General features: G+C 70.3%; 17 protein-coding genes and 1 tRNA gene. 6 read left to right on the forward strand and 12 right to left on the reverse strand.

What is annotated here, in order from left to right:
- The first annotated feature begins 212 nt into the window (after positions 1–212).
- From OU416_RS20365 to OU416_RS20375, 3 genes are all read left to right on the forward strand, one after another.
- A complete protein-coding gene (locus OU416_RS20365; protein WP_270928591.1) occupies positions 213–338 on the forward strand; it encodes a hypothetical protein in 126 nt (41 codons plus the stop codon).
- Between the two features lie 207 nt (positions 339–545).
- The gene (locus OU416_RS20370; protein WP_270928592.1) at positions 546–1,154 is read left to right on the forward strand and encodes an Rv1733c family protein; all 609 of its coding nucleotides are present in this window, start codon (positions 546–548) and stop codon (positions 1,152–1,154) included.
- A gap of 56 nt (positions 1,155–1,210) precedes the next feature.
- On the forward strand, positions 1,211–1,855 hold the full coding sequence (locus tag OU416_RS20375; RefSeq protein ID WP_270928593.1) for an MOSC domain-containing protein: 645 nt from the start codon (positions 1,211–1,213) through the stop codon (positions 1,853–1,855).
- Here OU416_RS20375 and OU416_RS20380 read toward each other — a convergent pair.
- From OU416_RS20380 to OU416_RS20395, 4 genes are read right to left on the reverse strand one after another with little or no spacing between them, the layout of a single operon-like run.
- Entirely contained in the window at positions 1,852–2,511 is a 660-nt protein-coding gene (locus tag OU416_RS20380; protein WP_270928594.1) for an RES family NAD+ phosphorylase, read from the reverse strand. The genes OU416_RS20375 and OU416_RS20380 overlap by 4 nt on opposite strands.
- Positions 2,512–2,513: 2 nt before the next feature.
- Complete coding sequence (locus OU416_RS20385) at positions 2,514–3,143, reverse strand: hypothetical protein (RefSeq protein WP_270928595.1); 630 nt, start codon at positions 3,141–3,143, stop codon at positions 2,514–2,516.
- A 33-nt stretch (positions 3,144–3,176) separates the two neighbouring features.
- On the reverse strand, positions 3,177–4,763 hold the full coding sequence (locus OU416_RS20390) for an Hsp70 family protein (RefSeq protein WP_270928596.1): 1,587 nt from the start codon (positions 4,761–4,763) through the stop codon (positions 3,177–3,179).
- A 13-nt stretch (positions 4,764–4,776) separates the two neighbouring features.
- The gene (locus OU416_RS20395) at positions 4,777–8,466 is read right to left on the reverse strand and encodes a CHAT domain-containing protein (protein WP_270928597.1); all 3,690 of its coding nucleotides are present in this window, start codon (positions 8,464–8,466) and stop codon (positions 4,777–4,779) included.
- 179 nt (positions 8,467–8,645) lie between these two features.
- On the opposite strand from OU416_RS20395, the gene OU416_RS20400 reads away from it, so the two are divergent.
- The gene (locus OU416_RS20400; protein ID WP_270928598.1) at positions 8,646–9,929 is read left to right on the forward strand and encodes a hypothetical protein; all 1,284 of its coding nucleotides are present in this window, start codon (positions 8,646–8,648) and stop codon (positions 9,927–9,929) included.
- Positions 9,930–9,985: 56 nt separating this feature from the next.
- Here OU416_RS20400 and OU416_RS20405 read toward each other — a convergent pair whose 3' ends face one another.
- The 3 genes from OU416_RS20405 to OU416_RS20415 all read right to left on the reverse strand — a co-directional run bounded on the left by OU416_RS20405 (position 9,986) and on the right by OU416_RS20415 (position 13,197).
- The gene (locus OU416_RS20405; RefSeq protein WP_270928599.1) at positions 9,986–11,389 is read right to left on the reverse strand and encodes an alpha/beta fold hydrolase; all 1,404 of its coding nucleotides are present in this window, start codon (positions 11,387–11,389) and stop codon (positions 9,986–9,988) included.
- Between the two features lie 84 nt (positions 11,390–11,473).
- Positions 11,474–12,127, reverse strand: a complete 654-nt coding sequence (locus OU416_RS20410) for a response regulator (RefSeq protein ID WP_270928600.1) — start codon at positions 12,125–12,127, stop codon at positions 11,474–11,476.
- A complete protein-coding gene (locus tag OU416_RS20415; RefSeq protein ID WP_270928601.1) occupies positions 12,124–13,197 on the reverse strand; it encodes a sensor histidine kinase in 1,074 nt (357 codons plus the stop codon). The genes OU416_RS20410 and OU416_RS20415 overlap by 4 nt, the downstream gene beginning before the upstream one ends.
- 256 nt (positions 13,198–13,453) lie before the next feature.
- On the opposite strand from OU416_RS20415, the gene OU416_RS20420 reads away from it, so the two are divergent.
- Both OU416_RS20420 and OU416_RS20425 read left to right on the forward strand, forming a co-directional pair.
- A complete protein-coding gene (locus OU416_RS20420) occupies positions 13,454–14,773 on the forward strand; it encodes an amidohydrolase family protein (protein ID WP_270928602.1) in 1,320 nt (439 codons plus the stop codon).
- 61 nt (positions 14,774–14,834) lie between these two features.
- Positions 14,835–15,392: a dihydrofolate reductase family protein gene (locus tag OU416_RS20425; RefSeq protein ID WP_270928603.1), complete on the forward strand. Its 558-nt coding sequence runs from the start codon at positions 14,835–14,837 to the stop codon at positions 15,390–15,392.
- Positions 15,393–15,395: 3 nt separating this feature from the next.
- Here OU416_RS20425 and OU416_RS20430 read toward each other — a convergent pair whose 3' ends face one another.
- The 5 genes from OU416_RS20430 to OU416_RS20450 form a co-directional block, all read right to left on the reverse strand.
- A complete protein-coding gene (locus tag OU416_RS20430; protein ID WP_270928604.1) occupies positions 15,396–15,827 on the reverse strand; it encodes a PPOX class F420-dependent oxidoreductase in 432 nt (143 codons plus the stop codon).
- A gap of 174 nt (positions 15,828–16,001) precedes the next feature.
- Positions 16,002–16,607, reverse strand: coding sequence for a dihydrofolate reductase family protein (locus tag OU416_RS20435; protein WP_270928605.1), 606 nt, complete (start codon positions 16,605–16,607; stop codon positions 16,002–16,004).
- Between the two features lie 164 nt (positions 16,608–16,771).
- On the reverse strand, positions 16,772–17,362 hold the full coding sequence (locus tag OU416_RS20440) for a TetR/AcrR family transcriptional regulator (RefSeq protein WP_270928606.1): 591 nt from the start codon (positions 17,360–17,362) through the stop codon (positions 16,772–16,774).
- A gap of 44 nt (positions 17,363–17,406) precedes the next feature.
- Complete coding sequence (locus OU416_RS20445; protein WP_270928607.1) at positions 17,407–18,612, reverse strand: quinone oxidoreductase family protein; 1,206 nt, start codon at positions 18,610–18,612, stop codon at positions 17,407–17,409.
- An 88-nt stretch (positions 18,613–18,700) separates the two neighbouring features.
- A tRNA-Arg gene (locus OU416_RS20450) sits at positions 18,701–18,774 on the reverse strand.
- Positions 18,775–18,909 lie beyond the last annotated feature (135 nt).

The raw sequence follows: 18,909 nt of genomic DNA on the forward strand, positions 1-18,909 counted from the left end.
ACGTGACCCAGCCACGGGAACCCTGGAGACGTGAGATCGATCCCAGCCGTTACCACCACTGTGATTCGCGGAGAGGCGGAACCGCATGAGCAGCCAGTCCTGATCAACCGCGCCTCAGGGGACCGTGACGTGACCCAGCCACGGGAACCCTGGAGACGTGAGATCGATCCCAGCCGTTACCACCACTGTGATTCGCGGAGAGGCGGAACCGCATGAACGATCGGCCACCGACCGGCTACCTGGCGTTCCGCTGGGCCCTGGTGGGCGCCTTCGCGATCGCGCTGCTGCTCAGCGGTTACTCGGCGCTCAGCGGGTTCTTCACGGCGTTCTTCTCCTGACCGGGCGTCGGGAATGCCGCTGGATTCCCGGAATGCCCGATGGTGACGACGTGATCCGCTGCACCGTTGGTGTATGGGTGGTCACGTTGCGATAACAATGAAGCCCTGGGCGGGGATACTTCAGGTGGAGGTTGCCGCGCACAACCATCGGAGCACGACCACGCGAGGGTGGTCCGCGGCGCAACGGTGCACCGTCTGGAGGTTGGCATGGTCGCGGCGCTGCAAGCGCACGCAGCTTGGTTGGTGAACGCGCTGGGTGTGAAGCGGAACCCGTTGCGCAGGCCGATCGACCGGCTCGCGGCGGGGATCACGGTCCTGCTGCTGATGGCAGCGCTGATCATGGTCCCGGTGGCGGGCATGTTCGGCGCCTCGCTGCACACCGATCTCACCCGGCGCGCGGCGGAATCCGCGGAGACCACCCGGCCCGTGGAGGCGGTGCTGGCCACCGGGCCGGAGATGAACATCCCGGTCTCCGAGGTCTACAGCCACGACTCCCTGAGCTCCACCGCCGTCGCGGAGTGGCGCATCGGCCTGCGCACGCACACCGCGAACGTCCAGGTCCCGGCCAACGCCACGGCCGGTGAGACGGTGACGGTGTGGGTCGACCAAGCGGGCGACCGCGTCCCGCAACCGCCCAGCTCGGGCTCGATCACCACCTCGGCGATCTTCGCCGCCCTGCTGGTCCTCCTGGTGGCGGAGCTGTCCTGCTTCGCCCTGATCAGGGCGACCCAGGGCTTCGCCCGCCGGATCAGCGCCCGCGCCTGGGCGCGCGAGTGGCTGCACCTCCAACACGGCGGAACCTGGTCCCAGCGCTGAACTTCCGCCCGGAAAACCGTTTGATCGGGTACCGGCCGCGCGCCTAGCGTTCGGGCATGTTCGTGCTCTCGGTCAACGTCGGAATCGCCCGTCCGATCGCCGCGAAGTCCGGGCGGAGCGGGATCGACAAGCGCCCGGTGCGCACCCCGGTCGCGGTGCGGGAGCCGGGAGCCGGCGGCAGCGGGCTGGCCGGTGACACGATCTGCGACACGGCCAACCACGGCGGCCGGGACCAGGCCGTCCACGCCTACGCGCGGGAAGACCTCGACCGGTGGGAGCCCGAGCTGGGTGCGCTGCGGTGCGGTGCGTTCGGCGAGAACCTCACCACGAGCGGCGTGGACGTCACGGGCGCGGTGATCGGGGAGCGGTGGCGGATCGGCCGCGACGTCGTGCTCCAGGTGACGGTGCCCCGCATCCCGTGCCGCACGTTCGCCGTGTGGCTGGGCCGCCGCGGCTGGGTGAAGACCTTCGTCCAGCGCGCCGTTCCCGGCACCTACCTGAGCGTGGTGACGCCGGGGAGCATCAGCACCGGGGACACCATCGAGGTCGAGCACCGGCCCGATCACGACGTGACCGTCGGGATGGTGTTCCGGGCGGTGACCGCGCAGCCCGAACTGCTGCCGCGGCTGGTGGACGTCCCGGAGCTGCCCGAGGACATCCGGAGCAGGGCGCGAGCGCGAAGCCCCTTCGTGCTCGACTAGTTCGGGCTCGGCGCGACTCCGGCGCGGTACGGGGCGAGCATCTTGGTCAGCCAGGCCTCGCCGATCGGCGTGTCCAGGTCGATCTGCAGCTCCGGTTCGGCGTCCGCCAGCGCATCGGCGCAGCGGTCGCCGAAGAGCACCACGGCGGGTTTGCCGGTGTCCCGCTTGGACGGCCAGATCAGCCCGTCCGCCCAGGGCGCCTGCGAGCGGATCCACACCGCCCACCGCCGCGTGTGCGGGTAGGCGTCGCGGCCCTCGGCGTCGACCAGCCAGGAATCCTGCGCCACCGCCGCGAGATCCGGTGCGTCCAGCAGGCTGACCAGCGTCAGCTCCCGGTTCGCGCGCACCGCGCTGAACCGCCGCCCGGCGATCTGCGCGCGGCGGATCAACCGCTGCCCGTCGGCGCCGAAACCGAGGTTGCGCAGCAGCACCTCGGCCAACGCCGTCGTCACGTGCAATCCGGCGTAGTAGCTGGCGAACGGGTCTTCCGGAGTGCCGTCGAACCGGCCGCCCGGCGAGCCGAAGCTCACGTGCGCGGGCTTGAACTCGGCGGCGTGCCGCTTGCGCTCGTGGAGCCGGAACAGCGCGGTGTCGGTGCGCAGGACGTAGCGGTTGGGCGTGGCCTCGTACTGCTGAGGCGGAGTGGCCTGCGGCATGCTCACACCTCCGCCGACTCGTCGCGGGCGGCGTCGATCAGCGCGGCGTCGTCGACCCGGCCGATCAGCCGCGCCGGGATCCCGCCCAGCCAGTCGTTCGGGCCGAGCCACCAGTCCGCCGCGCCCCACGGGTCCTCGGCGGCCCGCAGGTGCCGGTTCACGGTGCGCACCAGCGCGCGCGGTGTGCCGTCCGCGTCGAACTGGAACGCCGGGAACCGGTCACCGCCCTCGGCGGGCAGCCGGATCAGATCCGGATCGGCCGGATCCACCCCGACGGCCGAGAGCTGTTGCGCGTCGAGCGATTCCGCCGCGAGCAGCTGGTCCAGCCGCGGGCTCGGCGCCGAACCGGTCAGCCGGTCGCGCAGTCCGGTGCTCACCTCGGTCCAGTCCACCTCGGAGCGGCGGAACCGGGACACCGGCTCGGCCAGCGCCCGCCGCACCGGGTGCTCCACGGGCAGCACGCCGCCGAGCAGCGACGCGATGTCCTCGGTGACCATCGCGGCGGTGTCGGCATCGGCGTCCTGCAACTCGGCGATCAGCGAGACCAGCCTGGTGAACGTCTCCGGGTCCAGCCGGTCCACCACGTCGTCCCACTCGGCGGTGAGCGCGTCCAACATCTTCTGCTGGCTCACCGCGACCTCCCTGCTTCCACTGGAATCGCTCTCCTAACCGCTGACGGAGTGACCGGCGATGTCGGTGCGCGCCCTGGCCACGGACTTGCGGTCCGCGCCGCCGATGTTGAGCTCGAAGCGCACGTCGTTGCCGGTCTCCAGTTCCTTGGCGTGCACGGTGAGCTCGCCGGTCTCGGACATGGCGAAGGTGATCTCGATCCGGCAGCCCGCCGGTCGCGCCGGGATGCCGGTGAGCATGCCGTGGCCGACCTTGGTGTTGTCGGCCAGTTCGTCGGACGGATCCGGGCCGGCCTGCTCCCAGACCTCGATCTCGGCCATCCGCTGGTTGTCGATGGCGGTCTGGAACGGGAACGGGCCGGTGTCGGCGGGCAGCTGGGTGTTGGGCTGCAGCAGGTGCGCCACCATCTGCCGGGCCCGGATCGGGTCGGTCAGCGCCAGCGGATCGCGCGGATCGACGGCCTTGACCCCGAACGCCCGGGGCACCACGGTCGCCACCCGCTTCCTGGCCATCGCCGCGGCATCGGCCTCGGTGATGCCCAGCTGCCGGGCCGACCCGCTCTTGGCCTGCTTGATCAGCGCGAACAGCGCGGCGCCCTTGGCGACCGCGAGGTCGGGCTCGGACAACCGCGCGGTCAGCCCGAACCGCTTCTCCAGCGCGGCCGAGACGGCGGGCATCCGGGTCATGCCACCGGCCAGCAGCACCTCGTCGAACCGCTCGACGCCCTTGCGGCGGGCGGTGTCGATGATCCGCCCGGTGATCGTCATCGTCCGGTCGAGCAGGTCGGCGGTCAGCTCCTCCAGCAGCTCCCTGGTGAACTTCACGTTCACCGCCGCGCCCGAGGCGCGCAGCGCGACGTTGCGGGACATCGTGGCGCTCAACGCCTTCTTGACCTCTTCGGCCCGGTCGGCGAACTCCTGCATGGCCAGTTCGTCGGCGCTGGGGTCCAGCTTCGGGTGCGCCTCGCGGAAGGTGCCGAGCAGGTGGTCCACGATCCGCTGGTCCCAGTCCGCGCCGCCCAGCTCGCCGTCGCCGTCGGTGCACACCACCTGGACGTCATCGCCGGACACCCGGATCACCGTGGTGTCGAAGGTGCCGCCGCCCAGGTCGTAGACCAGCACGTGCCGCGTCCCGGGAGCGTCGTCGAGCACGTGGTGGTGCAGTGCGGCGGCGACCGGCTCGGCCAGCACGTCCAGCACGGTCAGCCCGGCGATGTCCCCGGCCCGGCGGGTGGCCTCGCGCTCGGCGATGCCGAAGTGGGCGGGCACGGTGATCACCACGTCCCGGACTTCGAGCCCGGTGTTCTCCTCGGCGGCGCGGGCGAGTTCGCGCAGGACGAGCGCGGAGATCTTCTCCGGCGTGTACCGCTCGCGGTGGTAGGTGAACTCGACGCCCTCGCGCCCCATGTCCCGCTTGACCAGCTGCGCCACCAGGTGCGGCGCGAGCAGCGCGGAGTTCTTCGCCGCGGTGCCGACCAGCGCGCTGCCCGGCCGCTCGAAGTACACCACCGACGGCGTGGTGTCCTCGCCGATCGCGCTCTTGGCGATCACCGGGCGGGTGGTCTCGTCGACGTAGGAGATGCAGGAGTGCGTCGTGCCCAGGTCGATGCCGAACGTCGCCATCGGGTTCCCTTCTTCATCGGCCCTGATAGGTGAATGCTGCCCAGTGCTGCGGCGCGCTGGGGTCGACTTCGGCGAAGAACGCCCCCAGCTCATCGGGAATCCCGTCCAGCGGGCGCCGCCGCGGGTCGAGCATCCACAGCTGCGCGGCCCGCAGCGCGCTCGCCGGATCGGGGTAGCCGGCGTTGAGGTAGTGGTGGAACACGATCATGAACATGGCGGTGGGCAGGTCCACCACCTCCCACCGGGTCCCGACCACGCCGACGGCCCCGGCGGCGAGGAACGCGGTGGACAGCGTCAGCACCTCGTCGTGCTGCCGGTCGGTCAGATCGCTCGCGCAGGCGGCGAGCACCACCAGCGCCCCAGCGGGCTTGTCCCGCGACTGCCGCAGGACGTCCTGCACCGGCAGCACTTCCCGCGCGCCCAGCAGCAGCGCCGATTCCACCGGCAGCTCGCCGGGCTCGGCGTGGCAGGCCAGGTGCAGCATCGACGCGGTGGGCAGCAGCGCCAGCACGTCGTCGGGCTTCGGCGGCGGCTGCCGGTCCCTGCGCCGAGGATCGCGCGGTTTGCCCAGGTAGGGGCCGTGCGAGTAGTGCGTGCGGTGGATGTGGCCCATCTCGTGCTGGGTCCAGTGCAGCTCCGGCATCCGCACCAGCACGGGCTCGCTGTCCCAGGACCGGGCTTCCCGCCTCCCGGCTTCGAGGAACTGCCGCGCCGAAGCGGCGTAGCAGATCACGGCGTCCTGGCAGGCGTACCGGACCTTCCCGCCCGGCACCCGCCGCCGCGCGGCGTGCCACGGCACGACGCCGAACTTGCCCACCGGCACCAGCACGATCCGCAGCGGTCCGGCACCGGCCAGCAGGTCCAGCACCGGGTTCAGCACCGCGGACCAGGCCCAGTCGCACACGGCTCCCAGCGCTGCCTGCCACTCCTCCTCGACGTCCTTCCCGCGAGCGCGCTCCCGCTGCGCCTGGTCGAAGCGCGCGACCGGTCCGTCCTCGCTGAGCTGCGGAGACATCACCTGGCGAACCTCGCCGTCAGCGGTGACGAGCACCGCGACGCCGGGCAGCAGGTAGACCAGCGCCCGGGTCTTCGAAGCGCGCAACCCGGCAGCGATCTCGTCGACCGGAGGTGGTGAAAGCAGCTGCGCCTCAACGGGTTCGAGCGCGCGCAGCACCCGGTAGCGGAGATCGCTGGGCAGATCGGCATCGGAAACCCGCACCGCACCGGCACTCCCGGCGTCCCAGGGCCGCTCCTCCGAGGCTTCGGCCTCCCACCGCTCGGCCAGCTCGCCGTGCCCGTGCTCCCGGAGCAGCGTCGGGATGCCCGCCTCCACCGTCGAAGCGTGCAGGACCATGCCCCGCCCCAGCTCCAGCGCCTGCACCGCGGCCTCCGGCTGCCCGACGGCCAAGCACCAGTGGCTGACCTCCGTCGCCTCGCCGGTCGCGGTGCTCGCGGTCTGCAACGCCCGCCGGGGACTGTTCTGCAGCAGCACGTTCCGCGCCCGCTCCCGCAGCGACGCCAGCCCGTTGGACACCGCGCGCTGCTGATCCCGCCGCGCGTGGTCGCCGCGCGTGAAGTAGCCGTCGGCCAGCGAATTCAGCAGGTTCGCGGTCTCGAAAGCGCCCGGTGTCGGATCGAACTCGCGGAGGATCTGCTCGAACCGGTCGATGGAGTTGTTCAGATCGCGCGGCGAGCGGGTGAGCTCGAAGCGCGACCGCAGCGCGATCGCGATGCCCTCCAGCGCCGCCCGCCGTTCCCTCGGGTGCAGGTCGGGCTTGGCGGACACCTCGCTCATCATCCCGATTCCCCGGTTCAGCATGGGAACATCGCGCATGGCGGTGCCCTGCCCGATGCACGTCATCGCGGCGCCGATCACCTCGCTGGTGTGGTCGAGGTGATGCTCGGGAACCTGGCCGACGGCTGCCATCACGGCCTCGGCGGCACCGGGATCCGGCTCCGTTCCGGTGACGACGTGCTTCATGAGCTGGATCGACCCGAGCATGCTCGACACCCGGGGCCGCAACCAGTCGTCCGCCGGCAGGTCGTCGAGCAGCGCCGTCAGCTCGGCCTCCATGCGCCCGATCTTCTCGGCGTCCATCGAGTGCGGCGAGAGGTGCCGCACGGCCTCGGCGAACCGCGCGACCGCGTGCTGCTTGTCCTCGGAACCGGAGGAGAAGAACTGAGCGGCTTCGAGGTCTTCCTGGCTCCCGAACGCCATGTACCGCTGGATGAGCAGGGAGCTGAGCCACGGCGAGAGCAGCGGCCGGAGATCGTGCTCGGCGGGAAGCAGCTCGTCGGCGCGGCGCAGGTGGTGCAGCGCGGTCTCGGTGGCATCGGTGTCGCGGGTGTTGATCGAGTGGAAGCTCTCGGCGCTCGCGAGCAGGAAGTGGTTGATCCCCGCGTTGACCGGATCGTTCTCGCCGCGCCGCAACGCCTGCTGGACGAGCTCCCGGACCCGGCTCAGCGGCTGCTGATCCCGGTCGAAGGCGGCCGAGACCAGCAGCGTGCTGGCCAGCGGGGTGATCACCTCGGCCCGCGCGGGATCGTCGTCGGCGAAGTGCTCCAGCGCCTGTTCGAGCCGCCGAACGATGGCGGCGTGCTCGTCGGGCGTGAGGTCCTCGGGATTGGTGCCGGGCATCCGCGCGGTGGCGCGCAGGCCGCTGATCAGCAGCGACCGCATCGGGTGATCGGTGGGGAGCGCCGCGGCGACCTCGGCGATCTGCGCGGTGGCGGCGTCGGTGACCTCGGCGTCGCCGGTGGTCTCGGCGAGCTTCGCGGCCAGCGCAGCCTGGAACGCTGCGATCTCCGGCCTGCCCGGCATGTCGTCGTCCCAGGTGCGGGCCACCTGGTCGAGGTCGTCGATCGCGCCTTCCCAGTCCGATGCGGTGGAGCTCTCCACCTTTCCAGCGGCGTTGATCAGCGTCCGCAGCATCGTGATCGAACTGTCCGAGGGATCGGAGATCGCCTCCAGGTGATGGCGCGCTTCGGCCAGTTCCTCCGGTGAAACCTCCAGCGCGAGCCCGTTGACCATGCTCGCGTCGACCTGACCGTGCCGGAGCTCGGCCGGGATGTTCCTGGTCAGCAGCAGGTAGGCGAGCCCGACGTGGCAGCTGTCGATGGCCTGCGGATCTTCGAGGTCCTGGAGCGAAGCCGTCAGATCCTCGGTCGCGACCCGGTGTTCGGCGTGGTCGCCGCCTGCGGACATGAACCGGGTCAGGTGCATGGACCCGCGCAGGAACCGGACCTGGGACCGCAGCAGCGATTCCGGCAGCTGCTCGAACGCGGTGCTCAGGTCGGCGATCGCGGGATCGGCGTGCTCGAACGCCGTCAGGTGGAGCACCATCTGCGCGGTGATGATGCCGATCCGCGCGATGATCTCCGGGTCGTCGACCAGCGGCCGCAACTGCTGCAAATAGCCCACCGCAGCGCGGAATTCGGCTGTGTCACCACGTTCGGCGCGCAGGGTGTGCGCGAGCCCGAGCTGGTACAGCGGTGCTGCGCGGGCAGGGGAGTCGTCGGCCAGGGCGTCGAGGAGGTTACCCGCGACCGTGAGCACTTCGTCCACGTCGGTGCCGGTCGTCTGCGCCCGCTGGAGCAGCAGATCCGCGAGTTCCACCAGCAGCTGGTAGGCGGTCTCGTCGTCCAGCTCCTCGCCGAGCTGGGCGTAGCGCTGCGCGATCTCCTCGTCGAGTTCGCCCGCCATCCCGTCCCTTCCCACCGCCCGCAGAGCCTACTGCTTGGATGCGGCTGTTGATGGGAAAGTTCCCGCGAACGGCCCAGCACATCGCGCTGAGCCCGACGTTTCACGGATGTGCATTTTCCGGGAGAACAGGGCAAAATACCCAGGTTTGATCTCGATGTTCCTGGAGTGAGGAGACACAGGTGGAGAAACGACATCTGATGACCGCCCTGGCCGTGGCCGCGGCGACGTTGACGGCCGTGGTGCCGGCATCGGCAGCGCCCGCACCGGCAGCGGCCGCCACGCCACCAGCGCTCTCGGACTTCGTGCTGGAGCCCACCAACGGCAACCTCCAGGGCATCGTCGACCAGCTCGACGCGGAACTGCCCAAGCTCGGCGTGCAGAACATCCTGGAGCAGGCCAACCGCACCGACGCCCCGAAGGGCGCCGACTGCACGTCCCCGGCGCTGGACACCATGAAGTGGCCGTTGGCGCGCAAGTTCTGCTTCAACGCGGGCGACAACGCGACCGCGGAGTGGATGCCGCAGGGCATCACCACGGTCGCCGACGCCCAGGAAGACCAGCAGTGGGGCACCAAGCAGGCGATCCTGGTCAGCTGGTACGACAAGCAGGACGCCCCGGTCAAGGGCGCCCGGGTGTCGTTCCTCGACCCGGCCACGGGCAACTACCAGCACGTCCTGCTGGCCTACCCGTACACCAACACCTACGGCAACCCGAGCTACGAGGCGCTGACGACGCCGCAGGCCGGTGACGGAAGCGCCGTCCACGCGGGCGGAATCGCCTGGTACGGCAACTACCTGTACCTGGCGGACACCCGCCGCGGCATCCGCGTGTTCGACATGCGCTACATCTTCGACATCAAGTCGGCCACCAACGGCGACGTCACCGACAGCAAGCAGATGGGCCGCCAGAGCGGCAAGTACTACAGCCACGGCTACCGCTACGTGATGCCCCAGGTCGCGGGTTACTCCAACCCGGGCGGCCTGGCGACCTTCCCGGCGGAGCACAAGTGCAACCCGAGCGGTCCGCAGAAGTTCTCCTACCTGGCCCTGGACCGCAGCCCGACCCCGGACACCCTGGTGACGGGCGAGTACTGCGCGAAGCAGACCGACCCGAACACCCACGGCCGAGTCGCGGAATGGCCGATGGACGGCAGCACGGGCAAGCCCAAGCTGGCCGCCGACGGCAAGTGGCGAGCAACGGCGGCCCACCGCCTCCCCAAGCCCCGAGTCCAGGGAGCGGTCCCCTACGTCGGCCGCTGGTACCTGAGCAGCACCGGAAACGGCGACACCGGCCCGGGCTACCTCGAAGCGGCCAAGGGCATCGGAGTCCTGGTCTCGGACAGCACGGAACAAGAAGTGGCGATCGGCGTGGAAGACCTGTCCTTCTGGCCGGGCAAGAACGAGCTCTGGACCGTCACGGAGCACGTGAACAAGCGAATCATCTACAGCACCCCACGCCCCTGACCTGAACACGAGCGGCCCGGATGCCTCGGCATCCGGGCCGTTTTGCTCGCCCTCGATCAGGCTTCGCAGACGGTGCCTTCTGGTGGGAGGGTCGTGTCGGTGAAGTAGCGGTTCGCGTGGTCGATCACGCAGCGGTTGCCCGCCGCCATGTAGAGGCCGTGGTAGACGCCGGGGAACTCGATCACCGTCGAACCGGGCACGTGGGATGCCACCTCGCGGGTCGTCAGGAGCTCGTTCGCCCCGGCCGCGCCCAGGATCGGCGGCAGGTTCTCGCCGTTGAGCGGGCCTCGCGGGTTGGTGACCTCCCAGCCGAGGCACGTCGTCTGGAGGCCCGGCAGGGCGTGGGGGAAGTCCGGGGTCAGGCGGCGGGCGCGTTCTGCGGCGGCTTCGAAGTCCTCGTACGTGCGGTAGGTGAAGCCGTCCGCGCACTGGGTTGCCAGCATTGCGCTGGGGTGCCACGGTTTCCGGCCCTGGGACGGCATCGTGAAGACGGTCGCGTCGCCGTTGCGGGCCGCCGCGATCGCCTGGTCGAGCTCGGCGTAGCGGCTCACCCCGAGGAACGGCTGCATCGCGTTCTCCAGGTCGAAGGCGCTGTAGGCGAGTTCGGTACCCGCAACCGGGATGGGCGCGCGCTCGGCCTCGGCGAGCAAGTCGCGCCATACCGCGCGCACGTCCTCACCGCGCATGGTGCAGCTCTCCGTTTCGCCGCACCAGGCCACGAAGCGGTTGAACAGATCAGTGCGCTCTAGAGCTCGGAGTTCGTCCGCGCGCTCGTCGGAGGCCGTGTGGTTGACGATGCTGTCCAGGAACATCGTGCGCACCTGCTGCGGGAACAGCCGTGCGTAGGACACGCCGATCACGCCGCCGTAGGACTGTCCGAAGTAGTTCAGCTTCTCCTCGCCGAGGGCCTCGCGGATCGCGTCGAGGTCTCGGGCGTGCGAGGCCGAGTCCATGTTGTCGTAGAGCTCGGGTGCGAGTTCGCGACATCGGTCGGCCTGCGCCGCGTTCTCCGCTGCCTTGGCGTCGAATTCGGCTTGGTTGCGGGGGAAGGTGAACTCCGGGCCGGTCATGACGCAGGCCTCCTCCTGCGCCTGGCTCCAGGTCGGCCAGGAGCCGCGGGGCTCCCAGGTCACCACGTCGAACCGGGTCCGCAGCTCGGTCACGTTGTCGGCGCTGGCCTTGAGGTCCTCGATGCCGGACGCCCCCGGGCCGCCGGGGTTGAACACCACCGATCCGATGCGCTGCGCCGGGTCGGTGCTGGGCAGGCGTGCTATCCGCAGCGGCAGCTTCGCGCCGTGCGGGGCGTCCCAGTCGACCGGGACCTCCACCTCCGCGCACTCGTAGCCGACCGGGTCGTCCGCACCTGCGCACGGTTGCCACGCCAGTTGCCGTTCCGCCGTCGCCGTGGCGCAGCCGGTCAGGCAGAGAGCTGCCGATGCGACGGTGATCGCTCTCTTCATTTCCTCTGCTCCCAAGTGGTTTCGTCCTCGGGAACGAAGTTAAGGCGCGGCGGGTGGCGCGGACATCTGCCGCGGGGCATATCTTCACGCGTCGTCCCACGTGACCAGGCCGTGCCGGTGCGCGTAGATCACCGCCTGCACGCGGGTCGCCAGACCGAGCTTGGCGAGAATGCGGGCCACGTGGATCTTGACCGTGCCCGGCGCGATGTGGAGGGCACCGGCGATCTCCGCGTTGCTGAGGCCGCGGGCCAGCTGCACCAGCACTTCGCGCTCCCGGGCGGTCAGCTCGTCGAGCTCCGCGGTCGCCGGTCGCGGCGAGGTGGCGGCGAAGCGGTGCACCAGGCGCCGGGTCACCTGCGGGTCGATCAGGCCCTGACCGCGCTCCGCGGCCCGGATCGCATCGACGAACAGCGCTGGATCGCTGTCCTTGAGCAGGAACCCGACCGCGCCCGCCTGCAACGCGCCGAACAGGTACTCGTCCAGGTCGAACGTGGTCAGCGCGATGACGGCCGGAGGTGGCGCGAGCGACGTCAGGTGCCGGATCGCGGCCAGCCCGTCCATGCGCGGCATCCGGATGTCGGTGAGCACCACGTCGGGTTTGCGCCGCCCGGCCAGCGCGACGAGATCGGCGCCGTCCACCGCCGCTCCGATCACCTCGATGCCGGGTTCGCCGGTCAGCAGCATCCGGAGCCCGTCGCGGGTCGGTGCCTGGTCGTCCGCGATCAGCACCCTGGTCATGCTGTTCCTCCACGCGTCGGGATCCGAGCGCGCACCCGCCAGCCGCGCGGTTCGCGCGGGCCTGCCGCGAAGCTGCCGCCGAGTGACTCCACACGTTCCCGCATGCCGCGCAACCCGCGCCCGTCGGGGCTCGGCGCGCCGTCGCCGTGATCGTCCACTGTGATCACCAGATGATCGTCGTCATCCGCGATCCGCACCTCGGCCTCGTTGGCGCTGGAATGCCTGGTCACGTTCGTCAAAGCCTCCTGCACGACGCGGTAAGCGCAGTGCCGCACGTCGCGGGGCAGGTCTGCGGGGAGTGTGCCGCGCACGTCGATCCGGCCGGGCAACCTGGCCACGAGCGCGTCCAGGTCGGGCGGTTCCTCGTTGTCGTCCAGCAGTTGGCGGATCTCCCGCAGCGCTTCGCCGGACAGCGTCGCGATGGTGGTCAGCACGCCGTCCGCCCCGGTGCCTGCGAGGGCCTTCCGCGACCCGACGGCCTGCATCCGGATCGCGCTCAGGTGGTGCCCGACGACGTCGTGCACATCGCGGGCCAGCTGCGCGCGTTCCTCCGCCCACAGCTGCCTGACCTGGGCTTCCCGCAGGCGCGCGAGCTGCTCGGCGCGGCTCTTCTGCAACCGCAGCGCGTATCCGAGCGCGACGGGCGCGACCGCGGTGCCCGATATCGCGACCAAGTCCAGCGGATGCAGCGGTTCGTAGGCCAGCACGATGTTGAACAGCATCCAGCTCGTCGCGCCGATGGCGAGCACCAGCCAGCGGTCCTCCCGGTGGTAGGCCGCCGAACCGATCACCACCAGCGCCACCACGACTCCCGCCTGCGGCTGGCCCAGCACCACGCCGAGACTCACCACACCTGCGGAAACAGCCGCAGTGGTCAACGGCAGTCGCCGGCGGAGGGCCAGCGGCGCGCACGCGCCGAGCACGAGCAGGGCCCACACCGGCCCGAGCTCACCGGCGGCCGAGGGGTCGAGCACCGGAAGGCACAGCGAGACCACCGCGGCCAGCGCCGCGAGCAGAGCGTCCTGGGTGCGATCGGTCAACCGCCGCCACCAGCGCACAACACCACGCATCCCGCCAGCATCGCCGAAGTCGCCACGGCGCACATCTGCCGGACGGGATATGCGCGAAACCGCCCGATGCGGCTCCGTTTTCACAGGCCAGGTCCCGTGAGTGCTTTGTGGGGCTATGGCACCCCAAAACGCTCACGGGCCCTGATCAGCGGAAACGGAGCGATGCTACCGTTCGGTAACATGCGCTGGTCCGGCCGGAACGCCGTTTCCCGGGCGGGAAACCGGTCAGCGCGTCCGTCCACTGAGGAGCGAGGTCATGAGCGCACCGTTCGCGCTGACGAACGCGACGGTTCTCACCTGCGACGGCGGGGGAGCGGAGTTGCCCGGCGCGACGGTCGTCGTCGACGCGCAGGGCGTCATCGAGCAGGTCGGCCCGGCCGCGGAGGTGGTCGTGCCGCGCGGATACCGCCGCATCGACGCGACCGGGCGCTTCGTGCTCCCCGGGCTGATCAACGCGCACGCGCACCTGTTCTCCGACGGCAAGCCGCTTCCTCCGATCCTGCTCAAGGAATCGGTGGAATCGCTGGTCGCCGCGTTCATGCACAGCCCCATCGGCAGGGTGATCGCCAAGCGGCGGACGAAGGCGAACGTCCGCACCCAGCTGCACTCCGGCGTGACCACCCTCCGCAGCCTCGGTGACGTCGGTTACGAGGTCGTCGAGGTCCGGGAGGAGATCGAGCGCGGCGACTACGCCGGTCCGCGCGTGCTGGCCTCGGGCCCGCTGCTCGCCGTGCCCGGTGGACACGGCGCTCCTCAGATCGCCCTGACCAGCGATTCTCCCGAGGGGGCGCGGAAGAACACGCGCAAGAACCTGGCCAAGGGCGTCACCGCGATCAAGATCGCGGCGACCGGTGGGGTCACCGACGCCCGGGCGATCGGCGAGGCCGGGCGCCCGCAGATGACCGAGGCGGACATGACCGCCATCTGCGAGGAAGCGCACCGGGCCGGGGTCCTGGTCGCGGCGCACGCGCAGAGCGAGGAAGGCATCACCGCAGCTCTGCGCGCCGGAGTCGACACCATCGAGCACGGCGCCGCGATGAACGCCGAGATGATCGACCTGTTCAAGGACAACCCCAGATCGCTGCGCGGTACGTCCGCGCTGATCCCGACCCTGCAGCCCGCCCTGCCGCTGGTGAAGCTCGCCCCGGAGATCACCGGCGCCGACGAGATCGTGCGGGCCAACGCCGAACTCGTCTTCGAGGAGATGCTCCAGGGCATCCGCGACGCGCTCGCCAACGACATCACCATCGGCATGGGCACCGACTCCGCGCTCACCCACGTCACGCACTACAACACGTGGCGCGAACTGGACTACGTCGTCCGCTACGGCGGCCTCACCCCGCAGCAGGCACTGCACGCCGCGACGCGGGAGAACGCGCGAATCCTCGGACTCGACGGCATCACCGGCTCGATCGAGGCGGGCAAGCACGCCGACATCGTCGTTCTCGGCGCGAACCCGCTCGACGACTTCCGCGCGTTCACGACCCCGGAACTGGTGATCGCGCGCGGCACGATCGTCGAACGCCCCGCGGTCACCCGCTTCCACGAGCTCGACGCCGCGCTGGACTCGCTCTGACCGATTAGTTCCACCCGTCCCCGCGGTCCACCCAGGAGAACCTCGGCAGGAAGGGCCCGCCATGTCCCGCGTCATCTACTCGACCGCGTCCTCGCTGGACGGCTACCACACCGACGCCCAGGGCGACTTCTCCTGGGCGTACCCGGGCGAGGAGGTCATCGCGGCGCTCACCGCCGACATCGGCGAGGTGAGCACCTACCTCTACGGGCGCCGGATGTACGAGACGATGGCGGGCTGGGAGACCGATCCCGCTCTCGCCGCCCAGACACCGGAATCGGCGCGGTGGGCGACCGCGTGGCAGGCCGCGGAGAAGATCGTCTTCTCGAAGACCCTGACCGAGGTCTGGACGAAGCGCACCAGGCTGGAGCGGGAGCTGACGGCCGAGGTGGTGCAGCGGGCCAGGGAAGAAGCGGCCGGTGACCTGACGGTGGAGGGGCCGACCCTGGCGCACAGCGCGCTCCGCCTGGGCGCGGTCGACGTGGTCGAGATCCTGATCTGCCCCGCCATCGTCGGCGCGGGCGCGCCGGTCCTGCCCGGCGGCCTGCGGCTCGACCTCTCCCTGGAGCGCGAACGCCGCTTCGACAACGGCATGGTCCAGCTCACCTACGCCGTCCGGTAGCCGTCAGCGGATCGTGGCTCCGTAGACGCGCTCGACCGCCATGGTGATGAGGACCCGGCGATCGGCCACCATCACCGACCGGTACTCCGCCCAGTCCGGGTGCTCGCCCGCCGCGGCCCGGTAGTAGTCCACCAGCGCCTCGACCTCGGGGCCGTTCGGATCGGTGCCCGGGCCGGTGAGCGTCACCGGACCTTCGGCGGTGGCCCACGAGCAGCCGTCGGAACTGGTGACCTCCAGCGCGGCCCGCGGATCCCGCCGCAGGTTCGCGGTCTTGGCCAGCCCCTCGGACGTCGAGATGCGCAGGACCCCGGTCCGCTGGTCGTAGGAGGGCTGGACGGGGGAGAGCTGCGGCATGCCGTTCGACTTGATGGTGGCCAGCACGCCGAGCCGGCTCGCCGCGAGCAGTTCGTGCGGGTTGAACGGGGAAGTGGTCATGATCGCCCTCCTGGAAGCGTGCGGAACAGCTCGACCATCGCCCAGCGGTCGCCGCTGCGCTCGCTCGAGCTCGTAGGTGCCGATGACCTGAACCCGCCCCGCGGGCGAGATGTTCCGCAGCCCGGCGGACTGGCGGGAGCAGCGCGCCCCGTGCCCGGGGCGCGCTGCTCCCGGTCAGGCCTTCTTCACCCGGTAGCGCAGGTGCGTGACGCCGGTGCCCTCGGCCACCACGACCGGGCCCTCGAGCTCCACCGGTGCGGTGCCGAGTTCGCCGAAGAGCGTCTTGCCGCCGCCGAGGACGACCGGCACCAGCTCGACTCCGACCTCGTCGAGCAGCCCGGCCTCCAGGCACTGCCGGGCCATCTGCCCGCCGTTGACGACGACGTCCTTCTCCCCGGCGAGCTCCTTCGCCCGCGCCACCGCCGCCTCGATGCCCGCGGTGACGAAGACGAAGTTCTCGTCGTCCGCGGGCCGGTCGTCGGGGCGCTGGTGGGTGAGCACGACCGTGGTCACGTCCATCGGGTGACGCCCGCCCCAGGCCTTCGTCATGTCGTAGAGGTACCGGCCGACGATCAGCGCGCCGGTGTTCGCCCACTCCGGCCCGACCAGCTCCGCGCTCGCCGCGGAGATGCGGAAGGCGGGCACGTCGGGGCTGGCCGAGGGGAGCTCGACGTCGCCGTTGCCGTACCACTGGAACAGCAGGTCGAAGCCGCTTTCACCCGGCCCGGCGATGTACCCGTCGAGCGACATCGTCGTGCTGCCGGTGGTGACCTTGCCCATCTCGTCTCCTTCGTCGTCAACTTGCGTCGTCAACGCGTCGAACGGCGGGCGGGCATTTCGACGAGCCGTGCCGAGATTTTTCGGCGAGCCGGGACGAGAACGGGAGTTGAGCTCAGACCGCGTCGAGTAGCGAGGTTGACCTGCTGAGGTTCGGGCGAGTTTGATCAGGTTTTCGCGCAGCAGGGCCGGTCACCGGTTCCCACGCCGACAAGCACGGCGCGCGCGACGTCCTCCGCGAATTCCGGCCCGAGTTCGCGATGGCCGAAGAGCGCCCGGAAGACGACAGGGGCTGCGAACAGGTCGACCACGAGATCGATGTCGAGGCCGGGACGGATGTCGCCGCGTGTCTTTGCCTTCTGCAGGGAGACGATGCACGCTTCCCGGCGAGGTCCCCAGACGGCGGCGAGGAAGCTTTCACGCAGTTCCGGATCATCGGCGAGGTCGGCCACGAGTGCCGGGAGGACGTGGCCGAGGGTCGGGTCGTCCATCGCGACCTGGAGCGCTTCGAGATGCCCGACGATGTCGCAGTGCGTGCACCCGGTGTCGATCTCCACGACGCCGATCCGGTCGTGTGCCATGGCCGCGACCACCAGGTGTTTCTGGCTCTTCCATCGCCGGCGGATGGCGGGCTTGCTGGTGCCCGCCCGCTTCGCGATGGCTTCCATGGTCAGGGCCGAGTAACCGACTTTTCGCAGGAGTGCGGTCACCGCCGCCAGCACGGCGTTGTCGATCCGTTCGTCGCGCTGGCGTGCCATCGAACTCTCCTGGAACCGCACCGAAGTCCTGTAGTCCAGCCACCCTACCGAGGGAACAGGACGACCTTGCCGAACGGCTTTCCGCTCTCCACCCGTCGAAGCGCGGTGTCCGCCTCGGCGAGCGGGAAACGCTGATCGACCACGGCCGAGAGCCGACCTTCCTCCAGCAGCGTGCCAATCCTCGTCCAGGACCGTCGAAGGTCTCCCGGGGCCACCGAATTCAGGCTGAACGCGAACAGTGTTGGTGACCTGTGGAAATCGCGCAGCAGCGGTTCGAAGGATTCCGGCCCGGGAACGCCACCGGCGGCACCGCAGAGGACGTAACGGCCGTTGGGCCGCAGGAGTTCCAGATGCCTCCCCAGATCGGGGCCGGCGACGGTGTCCACGACGACGTCGTAGGCCCCGCCAGGAAGGGCGGAGTCGGTCCGGTCGGCGACCTGTGCGGCACCCAGGGCTCGCAGACGTTCGCCGCGTGCCGCGGACGAGGTAATGACGATCACCTCGGCCCCGCGAGCGTGTGCGATCTGTGTGGCGAGTACGCCGATCCCGCCGCTGGCGCCGCGGACGAGCACACGTTCTCCCGATGCCACCCGCGCCCGATGGAGCGCGAGCTCGGCAACCATCGCGTTCACGCCCACCGCGACCACGTCGCCTGCGTCGGTGCCCGGCGGCGCCGGAAACACCCGATCGGCCTCGGCGACGACCTTCTCGGCGTAGCCGCCGAAGGCGGGCAAGGCCAGAACGCGCTGCCCGACCAGTCCTTCGGGCACGTCCGGCCCAACCGCCGTCACGCAGCCGACGACTTCCAGGCCAGGCACCGAACCCGCTCCGGGAAAGTATGGGTACTCGCCTCGGCGGGCCATGACGTCCACGTAGCCGACGCCGATCGCGTCGACCTCGACGAGCACGTGGCCGGACCCGGGAGCTGGTTCCGGCGCGTCGACCACGGCGAGTTCCTCGGACGACCTGACAACCACGGCTTTCACGGCGACCCCTCCCAATAATGTTCCGTTCTGGAACGGAACGCTATTGGGAGGAGTAGCGAGCGTCAAGCCTTGCCGCGGCAAGATGTCCGTGTCGGCAGCGATTTCGGCCACGGGTTGGCCGCTGCACAGCCGCAGACAGATCTGGCAGTGCACATGCGACGGGCATGCGCCGATGGGCACCTGCGGCGACTGTCCGAGGCCACCCAGCTGCACGGCGCAGCGATGAGGGGTGTGCTGACCGACGATCGATCCCAGAGCACCCATGCGGCAGAAAGGACTGGTGAAATTGCGCCATCCACGCACCGGCTGCCTGGTCGAACGTCGAAGGCAGCTCGCGTGTGAATGCGGTACGCGCCCCCAGCAGGACTCGAACCTGCGACCTAAGGATTAGAAGTCCTTTGCTCTATCCAGCTGAGCTATGGGGGCATGCTCGGTGAGCGGCAAGCATGGAGGATAGCGGTACCCGGATGCCGCTGTGGCATCGACGCCGCACCGTTGCCGAGCCGTGGCCGAACGGCAAGCTGATCGACAGCCGAGCTCGTAACGACCAGCGTCGTCGCT

It is taken from the genome of Saccharopolyspora indica, from assembly GCF_027853965.1.
GTDB lineage: Bacteria > Actinomycetota > Actinomycetes > Mycobacteriales > Pseudonocardiaceae > Saccharopolyspora > Saccharopolyspora indica.